A 16,327-nucleotide genomic window follows, 5' to 3' on the forward strand; every position below is an offset into this window, starting at 1 on the left:
CGTGCCCGCAGAGGCGATCATCCGAGCCCGGCGAATCCGCACGCTCGACCCCGAACACTCCGTCGTCACCTCGATCGCCGTCGGCGGCGGCCGCATCCTCGCGGTCGGCGACGGCGACAGCGATGCGGCGGTCGAGGCGCTGCGCGACTCGGCGACGGTCGACCTCGACTTCGGCGACGCCGTCGTGACGCCTGGACTCACCGACAGCCACACCCATGTCGTCTTCGGGGTCGACGTGTCGCGCGGCATCCGCCTCACCGACGTCGGCCCCCTCGCCGAGGTACAGGGCATGATCGAGGATGCCGCGCGGCGAGCCGGCCCCGGCGACTGGGTGCTCGGCTGGGGGCTCGACCCCAACCTGTTCACCGGCATCGGGTTCGGCGGTCGCGTCTTCGACGCGTCGACCGGTGACGTGCCGCTCTACCTGCGCATGCGCGACGGGCACTCGGCGATCGTGAACAGTGCGGCGCTGAGACTGGCGGGCGTGACGGGTGCCGAGCGATTCGACGACGAGGCCGTCGTCGCCGTGGGCGCCGACGGCGCGCCCACCGGGTACCTGCGCGAGCTCTCCGCGATGGAGGTCGTCTCGAGGGCGATCCCGGCAGAGCCGTTCGCCGATCGGGTGGCGCGGCTCGGCGCGGTGCTCGCCGAGATGGCGGGCACCGGCATCTGCGCGACGCACGTACTCGACCTCGAGGGCGACGCCCTCGACCTCGTCGAAGCGCTCGAAGCCCAGGGCGAGCTGCCGGTGCGGTTGAGCTTCTCGCCGATGGTGTCGGCGTCCGACGACGACGAGCTCGAACGGGTTCTCGGCCTGCAGGGCCGTGCCGGCCGCCGATGGGTCGTCGACGGCGTGAAGTTCATGATCGACGGCACCGTCGACAACGGCTCGGCGTGGCTCGAACGACCCGACGCCTACGGCCAGGGCGTTTCCTCGGTCTGGACTCACCCCGCCGCCTACGTCGACGCACTGCGCTTCTTCGCCGAACGCGGCGTGCCGACGGCGACCCACGCGATCGGCGACCAGGGTGTGCGTTACGTGCTCGACGCGCTCGAGTCTCTCGGCTCCGACGTGCGCGCGCGGGCCGCTCATCGCATCGAGCACATCGAGACGATCCCCGACGACCTCGTGCCGCGGTTCGCCGCACTCGGCGTCGCCGCGAGCATGCAGCCCGTGCACGGCACCCACCACACGCGGGCCGACCGTACGGACAACTGGTCGGTGCGGCTCGGCGCCGAGCGGGCGGCGCACGGCTGGCGCTGCCGCGACCTGCGCGATGCGGGGGCCGTGCTCGCACTCGGATCGGATTGGCCGATCACGCCGTTCGATCCACGCGCGATGATGGCCGACACGATCCTGCGTCGGCCGGTCGAGCGGCCCGAGGTCGAGCCGGTGCAGCCCGAGCAGGCGTTGACCGCGTTGCAGGCGCTCGAAGGCTACACCGTGCACGCCGCGATCGCGTGCGGACTGGGCGCCGTCGCCGGCACGATCACGGCCGGCAGACGGGCTGACCTCACCGTATGGGCGCGCGACCCGCTCGAAGCGAGCCCGGAGGCGCTCGCCGCGACGCCGATCATCGCGACCGTCGTCGACGGTGTCGTGGTCCGCGCCTGAGGTCAGCGCCGTTCGGCCGCTGCATCGGCCGTTCGCCCGGTTCTGCGCCTCGTCGAGGCGCGCGGGTGGAACTTCGCCGACGCGAGCACGGGGCCGGCGCTCGGCCGCCCGGCGATGCGGGCCTCGAGCAGGTCGAGCAGCGCCGCCGACGTCGCACGCGAGCTGAGCTCGAAGGCCGAGATCGCCGGACGGCTGTGCCGTGCGTGCTCGGAGTCGGAGGCGGCGGCGACCATGACGTCGTCGGGCACGCGCAGCCCGGCCTCGCCGAGGCGGGCGACGAGACCCGACGCGTGCCGGCCGGTGCCGCACAGCACCGCGTCGGGCAGCGGCCGTCCGGTCGCCGCGGTGTCGAGCAGGCGTTCCGCGGCGACCCGGCCGCCGGGCTCGCCGTCGCGCTCGGGCACCCGGTCGACGAGGGCGTCGAGCCCGTGCTCGTCGCACCACTCGCGATAGGTGAGCTCGGCGTCGATGTTCCACGAGTTCTCGCCCGTGCCGCGCACGAGTGCGAACGTCCGGCCGCCGGCCGCGAGCATGTGGTCGAGCGCGCGCCGCGTCGCGGCCGGGCCGTCCTCCGCGGCCCAGTCGGTGAATCGGGGTCGGTCGGGGTCACGGCCGAGCGTCACGTAGGGGATGCCGCGACGCTCGAGCAGCGCCACGACGGGATCGTCGACGTGCGGCAGGTCGATGATGTAGCCGTCGAGCCCGAGCGCGAGCGGCGGGATCGGCGGCTTCGTGAGGTCGGGTACCAGCATCACGCTGAGCCCCCGCGCCATCGCCTGCGAGCTCGTCTCGCCGATGAAGCGGGCGAAGATGTCGACGCCCTCGGGGGCGTAGTCGCCGAGCAGGTCGAGCGAGCGGATGACGAGGCCGATCGCGCCGACGGAGGAACGCCGGAGGCCGCGTGCGAGCGCGTCGGCCTGGTATTCCATCTCCTCCGCGACCGCGCGGACGCGCGCCCGGGTGGCGGCGCTGAGCGTGCCCGTGCCGTTGAGCGCCATCGACACGGCCGCGATCGACACCCCGGCGCGTCGCGCGACGTCGCGGATCGTGACACCGCCGCTCCTGGCCATCGACGCCCTCCGATCTCCGGTTCGGGACGGTCGGCGAGAATTTCGCCCCTCCGATTGTATAAAACGTTTTACGCGCCTAGCGTGATCCGCGCCACGTCGAAGTGCCCGGCGTGAAGCGATCAACGGAGACCGAGAACACGCGATGAAGCTGCATCACCTGACCACCCAGACGACCGACCCGGCCGAGCGCGGCCGCGCCATCGGACGCCTCTACGGCGGCTTCATCCGGCAGTCGAGCGAGCGCTACCTCGAGCACTTCGCCGTGCTCGGGGTGCCCGACGAGCAGGTGCGCGCCATCGTCGACCGCAGTCGTGCGGCGCTCGAGGCGTGGGCCCCGGCGCTCGTGATCGAGTCCGATGCCACCGCGGCGGCCGCCGGCCTCGAGCCGTGGCAGGCCTTCGCGGTCGGCGCCCGCACCGAGGTGCTCGCCGTCGCTCCCTCGGCGGGCGAGGGCGAGTGCTCGACGGCCGTCCGCGTGCCGATGAGCGGCGCTCCCGAGACGATCCAGACCTGGGACTGGCACGACGAGCTCGCGACCGACGGCCTCCTGCACCGCTTCGCGACCGAGTCGGGCCGCGACGTGAAGCTCTTCACCGAATTCGGCACGGCCGCGAAGATCGGCGTCAACGACGCCGGCCTCGGATTGCACTTCAACATCCTCGCCCACCGGAGCGACAGCGATTCCGGCGGGGTTCCGGTGCACGCCATCGCCCGGCGCATCCTCGAGGAAGCGACGACGGTGGACGAGGCGCGCGCCATCGCCGCCTCCGCCGCGGTCAGCGCCTCGACCGTCTTCACCGTCGTCGCGTACCACGACGGCGTCGCCGAGGCCGCGAGCATCGAGGTCGCCCCTGCGGGCGTCGGCGTCGTGCGCCCGAACGCCGAGGGCTGGCTCGTGCACACGAACCACTTCCTCGACCCCGTGCTCGCCGCTGGCGACACGATGCGCGAGGAATCGACCACTCGCGAGCGCTACGCCCACACGGTCGCCGCCGGCGCCGCCATGGCGGGCCTCGGGGCCGAGCGCCGGGCCGCCGCGTTCTGCGGCGCCGACGGCGCAGCCGCCCCGATCTGCATGCGCCCCGACACGTCCAAGCCGCTGCACGAGCAGTGGGGCACCCTGCTCACGATCGCCCTCGACCTTCCCGCGTTCGAGCTCGCCGTGCACGCCGGCACCCCCGACGAGGTCGCCACGAGCGGGCTGGAGCGATTCTGATGATCACCGAGCTCTACCTGAACGCGCGCGCCTTCACCGCCGACGATCGGCGCCGCGCCGAGGCGTTCGTCGTGGAGGCCGGCCGGTTCCTCTACGTCGGCGACGAGGCATCCGCCCGCCGTATCGCCGGACCCGACGCCCGAGCGACCGACCTCGAGGGCGCGACCGTGCTGCCCGGCTTCGTCGACGGCCACGCGCACGTGGTCGGCACGGGCGAGGCCGCCGCGCAGGTCGACCTGTGGGGCGCCGCCGACCTCGCCGAGATCCAGCGCCGCATCACCGACTGGGCCGAGGCGCACCCCGAGGCGCCGCGCATCCGCGCACAGGGGTGGAACCACGGCATGCTGCCGGGCGGCGTGCCGGACCGGGCCATGCTCGACGCCGTCGTCGCCGACCGCCCGGTCTACGCGCAGGCCTACGACTTCCACTCGATCTGGCTCAACACCGCCGCGCTCGCCGAGGTCGGCATCGACGACCGCACGGTCTCGCCCCCCGGCGGCGCCGTGCACCGCGACGCCGACGGGCAGGCGACGGGCTACGTCGACGAGACCGCGATGCACCGGCTCGTGTGGCCCGTGCTCGATGAGCTGGTCACCGACGCCGATCGCGACGCCGCCCTCGCCGCCGCCCTCCGCGGCTACCGCGAGACGGGCGTCACGGCGACGACCGACATGGCGCTCGACGAGGGCGACCTCGCCGCCATGGTGCGCGCCGACGTCGCCGGCACGCTGACGACCCGCATCGTCGCGCACTGGCGGGTGCAGCCCACGGGCGACGAGGCGCAGAACCTCGCGCAGGTCGCTCGGGCGGCGGAGCTCGCCGACCTGCACCGCGGCGAACGGCTGCGGGTGACCGGCATCAAGGTGCTCATCGACGGCACCGTCGACGGCTGCACGGCCGCGGTCGGCGCGCCCTACGCCGACGGGTCGACCGCCGACCCCGTCTGGAGCCTCGACGAGCTCGCCCCCGTGGTGATCGCGGCCGACGCGGCGGGCCTCCAAGTCGCGATGCACGCGATCGGCGACGAGGCGATCCGCATCGCGATCGCCGCCGTCGAGCGCGCCATCGCGGTGAACGGCCCGCGCGAGCGCCGGCACCGCATCGAGCACCTCGAGGTCGTCGGCCCCGACGAGATCGCGCGGCTGGCCGCGATCGGCATCACGGCGAGCATGCAGCCCGTGCACGCCGACGCGTCGATCCAGGACAACTGGCGGGCCATGCTCGGCGACGAGCGCGTCGAGCGCGGCTACCCGTGGCCCGAGATGACCGACGCGGGCGCCCCGCTCGTCTTCGGCACCGACTCGCCGACCTCGCCCCACCCGCCGCTGCCCAACATGTTCGTCGCCGCGACGCGCCGCTCGGCGCTCGACCCGGCACTGCCGGCGAACCTGCCGCACTACGCGGTGCCGCTCGAGACCGCCGTCGAGCACGGCACCAGGGATGCCGCGTGGGCCTGCCGCGCCGAGCACGAGTTCGGCCGGCTCGCCGCCGGGTTGCACGCCGACTTCATCGTGCTCGACCGCGACGTGTTCGCGGCCCCCGTCGACGAGCTGCTCGAGGCCCGAGTCATCCGCACCGTCGTCGGCGGCCGCACCGTGCACGAACTCGCGCCGGCCGAAGTGGTCGCGCACCCGAGCGACGAGGAGGTCGCCGTGAACCGACAGGATCCAGCATGAGCGAGACGACCGCGGTCGCCGCCCAGACCGCCGCGCGGAAGCGCGGCGCCGGGTGGGGCACCGCCCGATTCATCGGGGGCCGCGTCGTCGGCCTCCTGGCCACCCTGTTCGTGGCGAGCCTCGTCGTCTTCGGTGCGCTCTACGCCGCGCCGGGCAACCCGCTGACGTTCCTCACCCAGGGGCGTTCGATGAGCCCCGAGGCGATCGCGACACTCGCCGCGCAGTATCACCTCGACGACCCGATCTGGCAGCAGTACCTGCTGTGGCTCGGCGGCGCGCTGCACGGCGACTTCGGCACCTCGATCATCTTCAACCAGCCGGTGTCGTCGGTGCTGGCGGCCCGCGCCCCCGCGTCGATCCTGCTGATCGTGATGGCGGCCGCAGTCGTGCTCGTCGCGGGCCTCGCGATCGGGGCGTTCGCCGGCCTCAAGCCCGGCATCCTGTCGCGGTCGACGATGGCCGGCGCGACGGCCGTGATGGCCGTGCCGACGTTCGTCGCGGCGGTCGTGCTCATCCTCGTGTTCGCCGTCCAGCTCGGATGGTTCCCGGTGTTCGGCGCCGGGGTCCCCGGCATCGACGCGGTCTACCACACGGTGCTGCCGGCCATCGCGCTCGCCCTCGCCTCGGTCGCGTTCGTCGCCCGGCTCACCCAGGCCGCGCTCCGCCAGGAACTCTCGGCCGACCACGTGCAGACGGCGATCAGCCGCGGACTGCCGCGCCGGTTCGTCGTGCAGCGCCACGTCATCCGCAACGCGGCGATGCCCGTGCTCACCGTCGCCGGCCTCACGATCGCCGGCCTCATCGCGGGCAGCGTCGTGATCGAGCAGGTCTTCCAGCTCGGCGGCCTGGGCCAGCTCCTCGTGTCGAGCGTGCAGCAGAAGGACTTCCCCGTCGTGCAGGCGATCTGCCTCGTCTACGTCGCCGCGTTCATCGTGCTCAACACCCTCATCGACCTCGCCTACGCGCTGCTCGATCCGCGCGTGACCCCCGGAAGGACGAACTCATGAGCGCCGTCGCCGACAACGTCGCCGTCGAGGCCCGCATCGTCCAGCGCAACGCCCGCCGCCTGCGTCACGCTGGTGCGCTCGGCGCCTCCGGCTGGACCGCGGTGGCCGCCCTGGCCGTGATCGTGCTGATCGCCGTCATCGGGCCGCTCGTCATCGCGGCCGACCCCAACTCGGTCGATCTCTCGGCCGCGTACCAGGGCCCGAGCGCCGCCCACCCGCTCGGCACCGACGCCAGCGGCCGCGACCTGCTCGCCCGGCTCGTGCTGGGCTCGCGCACCGCGCTCATCGGTCCGTTCCTCGTCGTGCTGGCCTCGACCGTGCTCGGCGTGGCGATCGCGCTCGCCGCGGTGTGGTTCGGCGGCTGGTTCGACTCGGCCGTGGTCCGCGTGATCGACGCGATCTTCGCCTTCCCGGGACTGCTGCTCGCGATCCTCGCGACCGCGCTGTTCGGCGCCGGCCTGCCGGCCGCGATCGCCGCGCTCTCGATCGCGTACATCCCGTACATCGCCCGCATCGTGCGCAGCGCCGCGCTCCGCGAGCGCAACCTGCCGTACGTCGCCGCACTGCGCGTGCAGGGCGTGCGCGGCTTCTGGATCTCGACGCGCCACATCCTGCCGAACGTCGCCGGGCTCATCGTCGCGAACGGCACCCTGGCGTTCGGGTTCGCCCTCATGGACCTCGCGGGCCTGTCGTTCATCGGGCTCGGCGTGCAGCCGCCCACCCCCGACTGGGGCGCCATGGTCGGCGCCGGCATGGCCGGACTCCTCCAGGGCCACCCGCAGGAGGCGCTGTACGCGTCGGCGCTCATCGTCGTCACGGTCGCCGCCGTCAACGTGCTCGGCGACCGACTCAACGAACGATCGGAGGCCCGCGCATGACCGCGCTGCTCGACGTCGAAGGCCTCACCGTGCGACTCCCCGTGAAGGGCGAACTGCGCACCGTGCTCCGCGACGTCTCGTTCGACCTCGAAGCGGGCAGGACCCTCGGCCTCGTCGGTGAGTCGGGCTCGGGCAAGTCGATGACCGTCCGTACGATCGCCCGGCTCCTCCCCGACGGTGCCGACGTGCGCGGGCGCATCCGCTTCGACGGCACCGACGTGTTCGACCTGCGCGGCGAGGCACTCCGCCGCTACCGCGCCGGCGACGTCTCGATGGTCTTCCAGGATGCCCGGGCGCACACGAACCCGGTCCGCCGCATCGGCGACTTCCTCACCGAGGCGCTGCGCCTCAACGAGCGGATGCCGCAGAGGGCCGCTGAGGCGAAGGCGGTGCAGCTGCTCGCCGACGTCGGCATCCACGATCCCGAACGCCGACTCCGGCAGTACCCGCACGAGCTCTCGGGCGGCCTCCTGCAGCGCGTCATGATCGCCGCATCGGTCGCGGTGCGGCCGCGGCTCATCCTCGCCGACGAGCCGACGACCGCGCTCGACGTGACGACGCAGGCCGAGGTCATGGCGATCCTCGGCCGCATGCAAGCCGAGTACGGCATGGCGATGCTCTTCATCACGCACGACCTCGAGCTCGCCGGTGCCGTCTGCGACGAGACCGTCGTGCTCTACGCCGGCCAGGTCGTCGAGCGGCAGGCGTCGTCGCGCCTGCACCGCGACCCGCTGCACCCGTACACGGCCGCGCTCGTGCAGGCCCGGCCCGAGATCGACCACCGGGCGGAGCGGCTGCCCGCGATCCCCGGCCACCCGACGACCGCGTACGAGGCGCCCGACGGCTGCGCCTTCGCGCCGCGATGCCGCTTCGCGCAGGATGCCTGCCGCACGGCGGTGCCGCCGCTCCTGCAGATCGGCCGGCCCGGCGAGGCGCCGCAGGGCGACACGCGCTGCATCCGCATGCCCGAGTTGCACGGCCGGCTGCTGACCGACGAGAACGAGGAGGTGACCTCGTGACCGCACTGCTGCAGGTCGAGGGACTGACGAAGCGGTTCGGCAAGGGCCAGGCCGAGACGACCGCCGTCGACGGCGTCGGCTTCGAGCTCGCCGAGGGCGGCTCGCTCGGCATCGTCGGCGAGTCGGGCTCGGGCAAGACCACGACCGCCCGCATGATCATCGGGCTCGAGACGCCGAGCGACGGACGCATCCTGTTCCGCGGCGAGGACCGCACCGAGCCCGCCCGCTCGGTCAAGGTCCTCCGCGAGCGGGGCCGGAACATCCAGATCGTCTTCCAGGACCCGTACACGTCGCTCGACCGGCGGCAGCGCATCGGCGACTGCCTCGCCGAGGTGCTCGGCGTGCACTTCCGCCTCGGACGCGACGAGACGAAGCGCCGCGTGCGCGAGCTGGGCGACCTCGTCGGCCTCGACGAGCGCCAGCTGAACGCGCTGCCGAGGGCGCTCTCTGGCGGACAGCGGCAACGCGTCGCGATCGCCCGGGCCCTCGCGGCCGAACCCGAGATCCTCATCCTCGACGAGGCGGTCTCCGCACTGGACGTCTCCATCCAGGCGCAGATCCTGAACCTCCTCCAAGACATCCGGGAGGAGCGCGGCGTGAGCTACCTGTTCATCAGCCACGACCTCGCCGTGATCCGCCAGGTGTGCGACGACACGATCGTCATGCGTCACGGCGCCGTCGTCGAGCAGGGCCGCACGGCCGACGTGCTCGACGACCCGCAACACCCCTACACCCGGCTGCTGCGCGACAGCGTTCCGCGCGACGGCTGGGACCCCGCCACCATCCGATCCTGACCCCCACCGAGAAACCAGGAGCACCGCCATGCACATCACCACGAGGCGCACCCGCGCAGCCGCCGCCGGCGTCGGCCTGCTCGCCGTCGCCGCACTGACCGCCTGCACCGCCGGCGGCTCGACGACGTCGCCGAGCCAGGGTGCCGAGGAGCTGACCACCTTCACCCCGGCCGCGACGAGCGAGGTCGACAAGGTCACCTGGAACGTCTTCCAGGGCGAGCCGCAGACCATCGACCCGTACCGGTCGGCCGACTACACGCCGAACATGATCAACTCGAACATGTGCGAGACCCTGCTCGCGCAGACGCCCGAGTTCGAGATCGAGCCGAACCTCGCGACGTCGTACGAGAACCCCGACCCGCTGACCTGGGTGTACGAGCTGCGCGACGACGTGACGTTCTGGGACGGCACCCCGATGACGGCCGACGACGTGGTCTACAGCCTGAACCGCAACCTCACCGACCCGACGAGCTTCTACAACTACCTGTACTTCAACGTCGACTCGATCGAGAAGACGGGCGACCACCAGGTCACCGTGCACCTCAAGAACCCCGACTACCTGTTCAACGAGGAGCTCGCCAACTACGCGGGCGTCGTCGTGCAGCAGAAGTTCGCCGAGGAGGCGGGCGACGCGTTCGGCGCCCCCGACACCGGCGTCATGTGCACGGGACCGTTCCAGTTCGAGAAGTGGACCCAGGGCCAGTCGATCACCGCCACGCGGTACGACGGCTACTGGGACGAGACGCGGCAGCCGAAGGTGAAGGAGATCGAGTTCACCTTCCTCACCGATGACGCGGCGATCACCTCGGGCCTGCAGTCGGGACAGCTCGACGGCACGTTCGGCGTGCCCGTCTCGGGCGTCGCGCAGCTGCAGGCCTCGGGCGTCGGCAGCTATTACACGGGCCCGGCCCCGCTCGAGACGACGCTCGTGCTCGCGAACCCCGACGGCCCCGCGGCGAATGCCGAGGTGCGCAAGGCCCTGCAGCTCGCGATCGACTGGAAGGGCATCGGCACTCAGGTCTACGGCGGCCTGGGCACGCCGTCGGCGCTGCAGACGCCGCCCGCGGCCTACGGCTTCGCGACCGACGAGCTCACCGAGTACGCCGACTCGGTCGCGACCGACGGCACGCCCGACCTCGACGCGGCGAAGGAGATCGTCGACGGGCTGCCGGCCGACGTGAAGGCCGACTCGATCAGCCTCGTCGTGCCCCAGCAGGCGGAGACGCAGCAGCTCGGCGTCGCGATCAAGGACGCGGCCGACAAGATCGGCCTGAACTTCGAGCTCGAGGTCGTGCCGGCCACCGGCTACTCGAACTACCTGTACGACCCGGCGACGCGCGGCGACACCGACCTGCTCTACACGCAGTTCTGGCCGGGCGTGCCGAACCCGCTCGACTGGATCGCGGCGACCGCGGTCACCGGCGGCCTCTTCAACCAGTCCGGCTACAGCGGCGTCGACGACCTCTACTACCAGGCCGTCGCGACCGAGGACGAGGCCGAGCGCTCCGCCCTCGTCGTGCAGATCGAGGAGACGCTCCACGACGAGATGGGCCCGATGTTCCCGGGCGTCGCGCTCGACAACGACGTCTTCATGAACAAGCGCATCACGGGCGCGCCCGCCGCGTTCGCGTACACCTACTACCCGTGGGCCGCGTTCCTCGGCGGAACCGAGTGAATCGGTCGGTCGAGTAGGCGCGCAGCGCCGTATCGAGACCACCCCGCGAAGGGCCCGGCCACCCGGCCGGGCCCTTCGCCGTACCCCCATCACGTCACCCCGGGTAGGGTCGGCACATGCACGACATGGTGTTCGTCGAGGCATCCACGGTGGTGCTCGTCGAGGGGGAGAGCGACCGGCTCGCCCTCGAGGCGCTCGCGGCGCGCCTCGATGCCGACCTGCCGGCCGCCGACGCGGCGGTCGTGCCGATGGGCGGCGTGACGAACCTGCGCCACCACCTCGCGGCGCTCGCGCGCGAGTCCGTGCCGCGACGCGTCCTCGGGCTCTTCGACGCCGGCGAGGTCGCCTACGTGCGCAGGGTCGTCGACGACTCGGGGCTCGGGCGCCCCGGCGCCCCGCTCGAGGCGACGGGATTCTTCGCGTGCGAGCCCGACCTCGAGGGCGAGCTCATCCGGGCGCTCGGCGTCGACCGCGTCGAGGACCTGCTCGCCGAGCACGGCGAACTCGGCAGGTTCCGCACCTTCCAGCACCAGCCGTTCCAGCGCGAGCGGGCCGTCGAGGCGCAGCTGCGCCGGTTCATGGGTACGCACGCGGGCCGCAAGGCGCAGTTCGCGCCGATCATGGTCGCCGCGCTCGAGGCCGGGCGCATCCCGCCCGCGATGTCGGGCCTCGTCGCCGCCGCGGTCGCGCGCTGAGGTTCGGTCGGCCGACGATGCCGCCGCGATACCGAGGCGATCTGCCGTTCCGAGGGCCCGCCGGCGGGTTCCCCTCCTCAGTTCGGCAGATCTCCTCGGAACCGCCGCCGACGCGACGTCAGCTCGCCGCGGCCCGCTTCGCCTTCACGTGCTTCTGGATGAGCTGCCACGCGGCGAACGCGAGCAGCAGCGAGAAGGCGACGTTCGAGGCGAACGGCGAGATCGCCTGCGCCGTGAGGGTGCCGAGCGGCGACACGAGGCACGCCGCGATGCCGATCGCGGCCGCCATCCGCAGGTCGACGTTGTTGCGGCGCAGGTTGCCGATCGTGCCCGAGATCGAGCCGGGCACCATCATCGCGAGCGACGTGCCCTTGGCCACGAGATCGCTCGCGCCGAAGAAGAACATCAGGATCGGCACGAGGATGATGCCCCCGCCGACGCCCATGAGCCCCGACAGCACGCCGGTGAGCAGGCCCGCGACCACGAGCAGCGCGCCCGTGAGCACCCCGAGCTCGATCGCGGCGTCGCGCTGCGGCACGACGAGCCAGAGGCTCACGCCGACCACCGCGAGGAACGCGAGGAACGACCAGAACAGGATGTCGCGGGGCAGGCGGGCGAGCAGCCAGGTGCCGAGCTGCGCGCCGAAGACGACGCCGACCGCGATGAGGGCGGCGGCGATCCAGTCGACGTGGCCCGTGATGCCGTAGCTGACGGCACCGACGACGGCGGTCGGCAGGATCGCGGCCGTGGACGTGCCGGCGGCGAGCCGCTGGTCGACGCCGAGCAGCATGAGCAGCGGCACGACGACGACCCCGCCGCCGACGCCGAAGAGGCCGGAGAGGTAGCCGGCGACGAGGCCGATGCCGATGAGCGCGAGGAGTGGGCGGCGGTCGGTCTGCTCGACGGTCATCGGGTGGCCCCCTCGCTCGAGGCCGAGGACCAGACGACGATCGCGGAACCGTCGGAGCGGGGGTCGCTCGCCGCGTCGAAGCCGTCGGAGGTCACGCGGATCAGGTTGGAGTGCCCGAGGCCCTCGTCGCGCGGCCGCACGATCTTGACGTCGAATCGCGCATCCGCGTCGAGCGCCGCGCGGGCCGCAGCCGCGACATCCGATTCGACGGTGACCGTGGTCGCCGTGTCGCCGTCGTCCTGCGCGCCGACGACCCAGCGCGGCGCACTCGTCGCCTCGATGGCGGAGGCGCCGGCGAGCGTGCGCAGCAGCAGGTGGGCGTGGATCTGGGGCTGGGCCTGGCCGCCCATCGTCGCCTGCGCCTGCAGCAGCTCGCCGTCGCGCAGCACGAGCACGGGCATGAGCGTGTGCGGCGGACGCAGGCCGGGCGCGAACGCCGCGGGATGCGCGGGGTCGAGCGAGAACGAGGTGCCCCGGTTCTGGAACAGGATGCCGGTCGAGGGTTCGAGCACGCACGCGCCGAAGGCCCAGTACACGGACTGCACGAGCGAGACCGCCCAGCCGTCGGACGAGACGGCCGTGAGCCCGACCGTGTCGCCGTGGGCCGGGCGCGCGTCGACCGCCTCGGGCGGCGCGTCGACCGCGATGAGCTCGTCGGCGGTCAGCGGTGCGACGTCGGGGTCGCACAGCCAAGCCGTCCGCACCCGGTTCGCCGCGTGGAACAGCTCGGCGAGGTCGGTCGCCTCGGCCCCGAGGGGGTCGGCGAGGCCGCGCCCGGCGAGGCCCTTCACCGTGCGGAGCAGTGAGAAGCCCTGCGTGTTCGGCGGCGCGGTGACGACCTCGACGCCGAACGCCTCCGCCCGGAGGGGGTCTTCGACGACGGGGCGATACGCTGCGGCATCCTGCTCGGTGATGCGGCTGCCGAGCGCGGCGAGGCCGGCGATCCAGCGCGCGGCCACGTCGCCCTCGTAGAACTCGTCGGGCCCGCGCTCGGCGAGGCGGTCGAGCGTGTCGGCGAGTGCCGGCTGCACGAGCGGCGCGCCCTCGTCGAGCGGTGCGCCGCCCGGGAGGAAGACGGCGCGGCAGCCCGGGTCGGCCGCGAGGGCGTCGTGATCGTCGCGGATGGCGCGGCTCACCGAGAGCGCGGTGGGAACGCCGTCGCGCGCGTGGCGCCGGGCGGGTTCGAGCCGGTCGGCCCAGTCGAGCCGTCCGCCGAGCTCTGCGAGCGCTTGCCAGCCGCGCACGCCGCCGGGAACCGTGATCGTGTCGACGCCCCGCTTCGGCAGGGCGTCGCCGTGGCGCTCGCGGAGCGCGTCGAGCGTCTGCGCGGCGGGAGTTCGTCCGGTGGCGTTGACGAAGCGGATCACGCCGTCGGGGCTGCGCACGAGCGCGACCAGGTCGCCCCCGAGCGCGACGTTGTTCGGGTAGACGACGCAGAGCGCCGCCGCCGCGGCGATGGCCGCGTCGATCGCGTTGCCGCCGGCCCGGAGCATGGCCGCACCCGCCTCGGTGGCGAGGTGGTGCGAGGTGGCGACGGCGCCGGAGAGAGTGCTCATGTCGGTCAAGATTGACAGATGGTCTGACCAGAGTCAACGCAGGCGCGACGCGATCGTTCGGCGGGCACGGCGGTCGCTCAGTCGAGTCCGGTCTCGAGTCGCCCGTTCCGCAGGGCGCGCTCGGCGTGGACGATCTGCTCGTGCACGGCGGCGATGTGTGCGGATGCCTCGTGCTGGGCAGCCTCCGCGTCGCCGGCGGCGATGGCCGCGAGAATCCGCCGGTGCGCCGCGGTGGAGGTGTCGCGGCGCTCCTGCGTCTGCAGCGCGGTCGAACGGCTGGGTGCGATGAGGTTGGCGATCTGCTCGTTGAGCATCGCGAGCAGGGGGTTGTGCGTGTACTGGGCGATGGCCTGGTGGAATGCCCGATCGAGCTCCGCGTAGTGCTCGCGCGATTCGGGCGACGCCATCGCCGCGACGAGGTGCTCGAGTTGAACGAGGTCGCGCTCCGTCGCATGCTGCGACGCGAGCGCGGCCATCGGCGGTTCGATGATCGAGCGCAACTCGAGGATGTGCGCGATCTCGGGATCACTCGAGCGCAGCACGCCCCCGAGTGCGGCGCTCGAGGCATCGCGCGCGTCGGAGGGCGAGAGCACGACGGTGCCTCGGCCGGGCTTGCGGTCGATGAGGCCGCGTCGCTCGAGTTCGTGCAGTGCCTGGCGGAGCGAGACCCGCGAGACGCCGAGTCGTTCGGTCAGCTCGAGCTCGGGCGGCAGTTTCTCGCCGGGCTGCAGCGTGCCGTCGAGAATGAGGCGCTCGAGGGTGATCGACAGCCGGTCGGGTACCGACAGCGATCGTTCCCGTTCGATCTCCGACCAATCCATGCGGTTCCCCTCCGAGTCGATTCAAGCAGTTCGCGGTCCTCGCGGCATCGCCCGGCTGCGCCGGCCCGGCGCTCGCAACCGGGTGCTACATGATTTCACCCGCTCGAGCCGAAGGCGTTGACGCGTCGCCGCCGCGCGGCTACTCTCTCACCAATAGTCCTACAAACTGACCAGCAGTCAAGTAGCTCAACGAAGGAGTTGTCGGGTGTCTGTCGTCGAAGAGCCGATCACCGCGGACGAGTACGAGTCCAGGATCCGAGCCGTCCGGGCGCGCATGACCGAGGCGGGGGTCGATGCCCTCGTGGTGTGGGGCCGGGGCGGCGGCACCGTCGAGCGGTACGGCAACGTGCTCTATCTCTGCGGTCACTACCCGGTCTTCCCGACCATCCGCGACCTGCCCGGCGTCTGGGCCGATCGCGGCTACGCCGCCGTCGTGATCACCGACGACGGGGTCGCGCTCTGCTCCGACGACGCCGACGCCGAACCGGTGGGCACGACCGCCCACCTCGCGCTCGACGGCCGGACGGGCGGCCGCCTGGCCGACCTCGTCGGTCAGGTGTTGCAGGGCGGTCGCGGGCTCCGGGTCGGCGTCGCCGGCTCGGACACCATGACCGCCCGCCAGCTCGCTGCCGTCGACGAGTGCACGAGCGGAGTGCGCTCCGGAGACCTCGTCCTCGTCGACGACCTCGTCGAGCATGTGCGGTCGATCAAGTCGCCCGCCGAGATCGCGCGCCTGCAGCGGGCCGGCGCCATCGCCAACTTCGCGCTCGCCGCGGGCGCCGAGCAGCTCGTGCCCGGCGGTCGCGAAACCGACGCGGTCGCGGCGATGGTCGCGGAACTCACCCGCCACGAGGCCGTGATGGCGAACGCCTTCGTCTACACCTTCGGCGCCGAGACGCCCGGCATCCCCGCACCGCCGACGTACTCGAACCGTGAACTGCAGCCCGGCGACCTCTTCACCGTCGACCTCAGCGGCGCCTACCGCGGGTACTTCTTCGACCTCGCTCGCAGCCGGGTCGTCGGTGCCGAGCCGACCGCCGCGCAGGAGGCGGCGTTCCGGCTCGCCCGCACCTCGGTCGACGCCGCGGTCGCGGCGGCCCGGCCCGGTGCGACGGTCGGCGATGTCGCCCGCGCAGCCGACGAGCTGCTCGCCGAGGGCGGCTACGACTTCGAACGCGCCGAGTTCCAAGCCGGGGGCCATGGCCTCGGCCTCGGATTCGAGGCGCCCTGGATCCGTCCGGAGAACGACCGGCCCATCGAGGCGGGCATGACGCTCGCGCTCGAGCGGTTCGTCGTCCTCGGCGGCACCGCCGCCACCTTCGAACGCAACGTCGTCGTGACCGACGACGGGGCGGTCGACCTCGCCCCCGTCCTCGACCTCTGGTAACCCACGCT

General features: G+C 72.7%; 14 protein-coding genes. 10 read left to right on the forward strand and 4 right to left on the reverse strand.

What is annotated here, in order from left to right; translation table 11 throughout:
• Position 1 precedes the first annotated feature (1 nt).
• Positions 2–1,615, forward strand: coding sequence for an amidohydrolase (locus AC3RJ7_RS16345; protein ID WP_491456897.1), 1,614 nt, complete (start codon positions 2–4; stop codon positions 1,613–1,615).
• Positions 1,616–1,617: 2 nt separating this feature from the next.
• Here the strand turns inward: AC3RJ7_RS16345 and AC3RJ7_RS16350 are convergent, their stop codons facing one another.
• A complete protein-coding gene (locus AC3RJ7_RS16350) occupies positions 1,618–2,685 on the reverse strand; it encodes a LacI family DNA-binding transcriptional regulator (RefSeq protein ID WP_491456898.1) in 1,068 nt (355 codons plus the stop codon).
• 142 nt (positions 2,686–2,827) lie between these two features.
• Between AC3RJ7_RS16350 and AC3RJ7_RS16355 the strand changes: the two genes are divergently transcribed.
• The 8 genes from AC3RJ7_RS16355 to AC3RJ7_RS16390 all read left to right on the forward strand — a co-directional run bounded on the left by AC3RJ7_RS16355 (position 2,828) and on the right by AC3RJ7_RS16390 (position 11,645).
• Positions 2,828–3,901, forward strand: coding sequence for a C45 family autoproteolytic acyltransferase/hydrolase (locus tag AC3RJ7_RS16355; protein WP_491456899.1), 1,074 nt, complete (start codon positions 2,828–2,830; stop codon positions 3,899–3,901).
• Positions 3,901–5,577: an amidohydrolase gene (locus tag AC3RJ7_RS16360; RefSeq protein WP_491456900.1), complete on the forward strand. Its 1,677-nt coding sequence runs from the start codon at positions 3,901–3,903 to the stop codon at positions 5,575–5,577. Before AC3RJ7_RS16355 ends, AC3RJ7_RS16360 begins: the two co-directional genes overlap by 1 nt.
• A complete protein-coding gene (locus tag AC3RJ7_RS16365) occupies positions 5,574–6,584 on the forward strand; it encodes an ABC transporter permease (protein WP_491456901.1) in 1,011 nt (336 codons plus the stop codon). The genes AC3RJ7_RS16360 and AC3RJ7_RS16365 overlap by 4 nt, the downstream gene beginning before the upstream one ends.
• On the forward strand, positions 6,581–7,462 hold the full coding sequence (locus AC3RJ7_RS16370; RefSeq protein WP_491456902.1) for an ABC transporter permease: 882 nt from the start codon (positions 6,581–6,583) through the stop codon (positions 7,460–7,462). The genes AC3RJ7_RS16365 and AC3RJ7_RS16370 overlap by 4 nt, the downstream gene beginning before the upstream one ends.
• Positions 7,459–8,481 carry an ABC transporter ATP-binding protein gene (locus AC3RJ7_RS16375; RefSeq protein WP_491456903.1) on the forward strand — a complete coding sequence of 341 codons (1,023 nt, stop codon included), beginning with the start codon at positions 7,459–7,461 and terminating at the stop codon, positions 8,479–8,481. Before AC3RJ7_RS16370 ends, AC3RJ7_RS16375 begins: the two co-directional genes overlap by 4 nt.
• Positions 8,478–9,275 carry an ABC transporter ATP-binding protein gene (locus AC3RJ7_RS16380; RefSeq protein WP_491456904.1) on the forward strand — a complete coding sequence of 266 codons (798 nt, stop codon included), beginning with the start codon at positions 8,478–8,480 and terminating at the stop codon, positions 9,273–9,275. The genes AC3RJ7_RS16375 and AC3RJ7_RS16380 overlap by 4 nt, the downstream gene beginning before the upstream one ends.
• A 28-nt stretch (positions 9,276–9,303) precedes the next feature.
• The gene (locus tag AC3RJ7_RS16385; RefSeq protein ID WP_491456905.1) at positions 9,304–10,950 is read left to right on the forward strand and encodes an ABC transporter substrate-binding protein; all 1,647 of its coding nucleotides are present in this window, start codon (positions 9,304–9,306) and stop codon (positions 10,948–10,950) included.
• 116 nt (positions 10,951–11,066) lie between these two features.
• Entirely contained in the window at positions 11,067–11,645 is a 579-nt protein-coding gene (locus AC3RJ7_RS16390; protein WP_491456906.1) for a TOPRIM nucleotidyl transferase/hydrolase domain-containing protein, read from the forward strand.
• 118 nt (positions 11,646–11,763) lie between these two features.
• On the opposite strand, the gene AC3RJ7_RS16395 is transcribed toward AC3RJ7_RS16390, so the two are convergent.
• From AC3RJ7_RS16395 to AC3RJ7_RS16405, 3 genes are all read right to left on the reverse strand, one after another.
• The gene (locus AC3RJ7_RS16395) at positions 11,764–12,555 is read right to left on the reverse strand and encodes a sulfite exporter TauE/SafE family protein (protein ID WP_491456907.1); all 792 of its coding nucleotides are present in this window, start codon (positions 12,553–12,555) and stop codon (positions 11,764–11,766) included.
• Positions 12,552–14,111 (reverse strand): gamma-glutamyltransferase family protein, encoded by a 1,560-nt coding sequence (locus AC3RJ7_RS16400; RefSeq protein WP_491456908.1) that lies wholly within the window; start codon positions 14,109–14,111, stop codon positions 12,552–12,554. Before AC3RJ7_RS16400 ends, AC3RJ7_RS16395 begins: the two co-directional genes overlap by 4 nt.
• A 77-nt stretch (positions 14,112–14,188) precedes the next feature.
• Positions 14,189–14,932, reverse strand: a complete 744-nt coding sequence (locus AC3RJ7_RS16405) for a FadR/GntR family transcriptional regulator (protein ID WP_491456909.1) — start codon at positions 14,930–14,932, stop codon at positions 14,189–14,191.
• A 205-nt stretch (positions 14,933–15,137) separates the two neighbouring features.
• On the opposite strand from AC3RJ7_RS16405, the gene AC3RJ7_RS16410 reads away from it, so the two are divergent.
• A complete protein-coding gene (locus AC3RJ7_RS16410; RefSeq protein ID WP_491456910.1) occupies positions 15,138–16,319 on the forward strand; it encodes a M24 family metallopeptidase in 1,182 nt (393 codons plus the stop codon).
• Positions 16,320–16,327: the final 8 nt, after the last annotated feature.

This window comes from Agromyces solani, from assembly GCF_058349925.1.

Excerpts from the sequence above, each read along its gene's own strand:
- AC3RJ7_RS16375 (WP_491456903.1), top strand. The coding sequence starts at position 7,459 with ATGACCGCGCTGCTCGACGTCGAAGGCCTCACCGTGCGACTCCCCGTG.
- AC3RJ7_RS16385 (WP_491456905.1), top strand. The coding sequence starts at position 9,304 with ATGCACATCACCACGAGGCGCACCCGCGCAGCCGCCGCCGGCGTCGGC.
- AC3RJ7_RS16390 (WP_491456906.1), top strand. The coding sequence starts at position 11,067 with ATGCACGACATGGTGTTCGTCGAGGCATCCACGGTGGTGCTCGTCGAG.
- AC3RJ7_RS16370 (WP_491456902.1), top strand. The coding sequence starts at position 6,581 with ATGAGCGCCGTCGCCGACAACGTCGCCGTCGAGGCCCGCATCGTCCAG.
- AC3RJ7_RS16355 (WP_491456899.1), top strand. The coding sequence starts at position 2,828 with ATGAAGCTGCATCACCTGACCACCCAGACGACCGACCCGGCCGAGCGC.
- AC3RJ7_RS16365 (WP_491456901.1), top strand. The coding sequence starts at position 5,574 with ATGAGCGAGACGACCGCGGTCGCCGCCCAGACCGCCGCGCGGAAGCGC.
- AC3RJ7_RS16395 (WP_491456907.1), bottom strand. The coding sequence starts at position 12,555 with ATGACCGTCGAGCAGACCGACCGCCGCCCACTCCTCGCGCTCATCGGC.
- AC3RJ7_RS16350 (WP_491456898.1), bottom strand. The coding sequence starts at position 2,685 with ATGGCCAGGAGCGGCGGTGTCACGATCCGCGACGTCGCGCGACGCGCC.
- AC3RJ7_RS16400 (WP_491456908.1), bottom strand. The coding sequence starts at position 14,111 with ATGAGCACTCTCTCCGGCGCCGTCGCCACCTCGCACCACCTCGCCACC.
- AC3RJ7_RS16405 (WP_491456909.1), bottom strand. The coding sequence starts at position 14,932 with ATGGATTGGTCGGAGATCGAACGGGAACGATCGCTGTCGGTACCCGAC.
- AC3RJ7_RS16360 (WP_491456900.1), top strand. The coding sequence starts at position 3,901 with ATGATCACCGAGCTCTACCTGAACGCGCGCGCCTTCACCGCCGACGAT.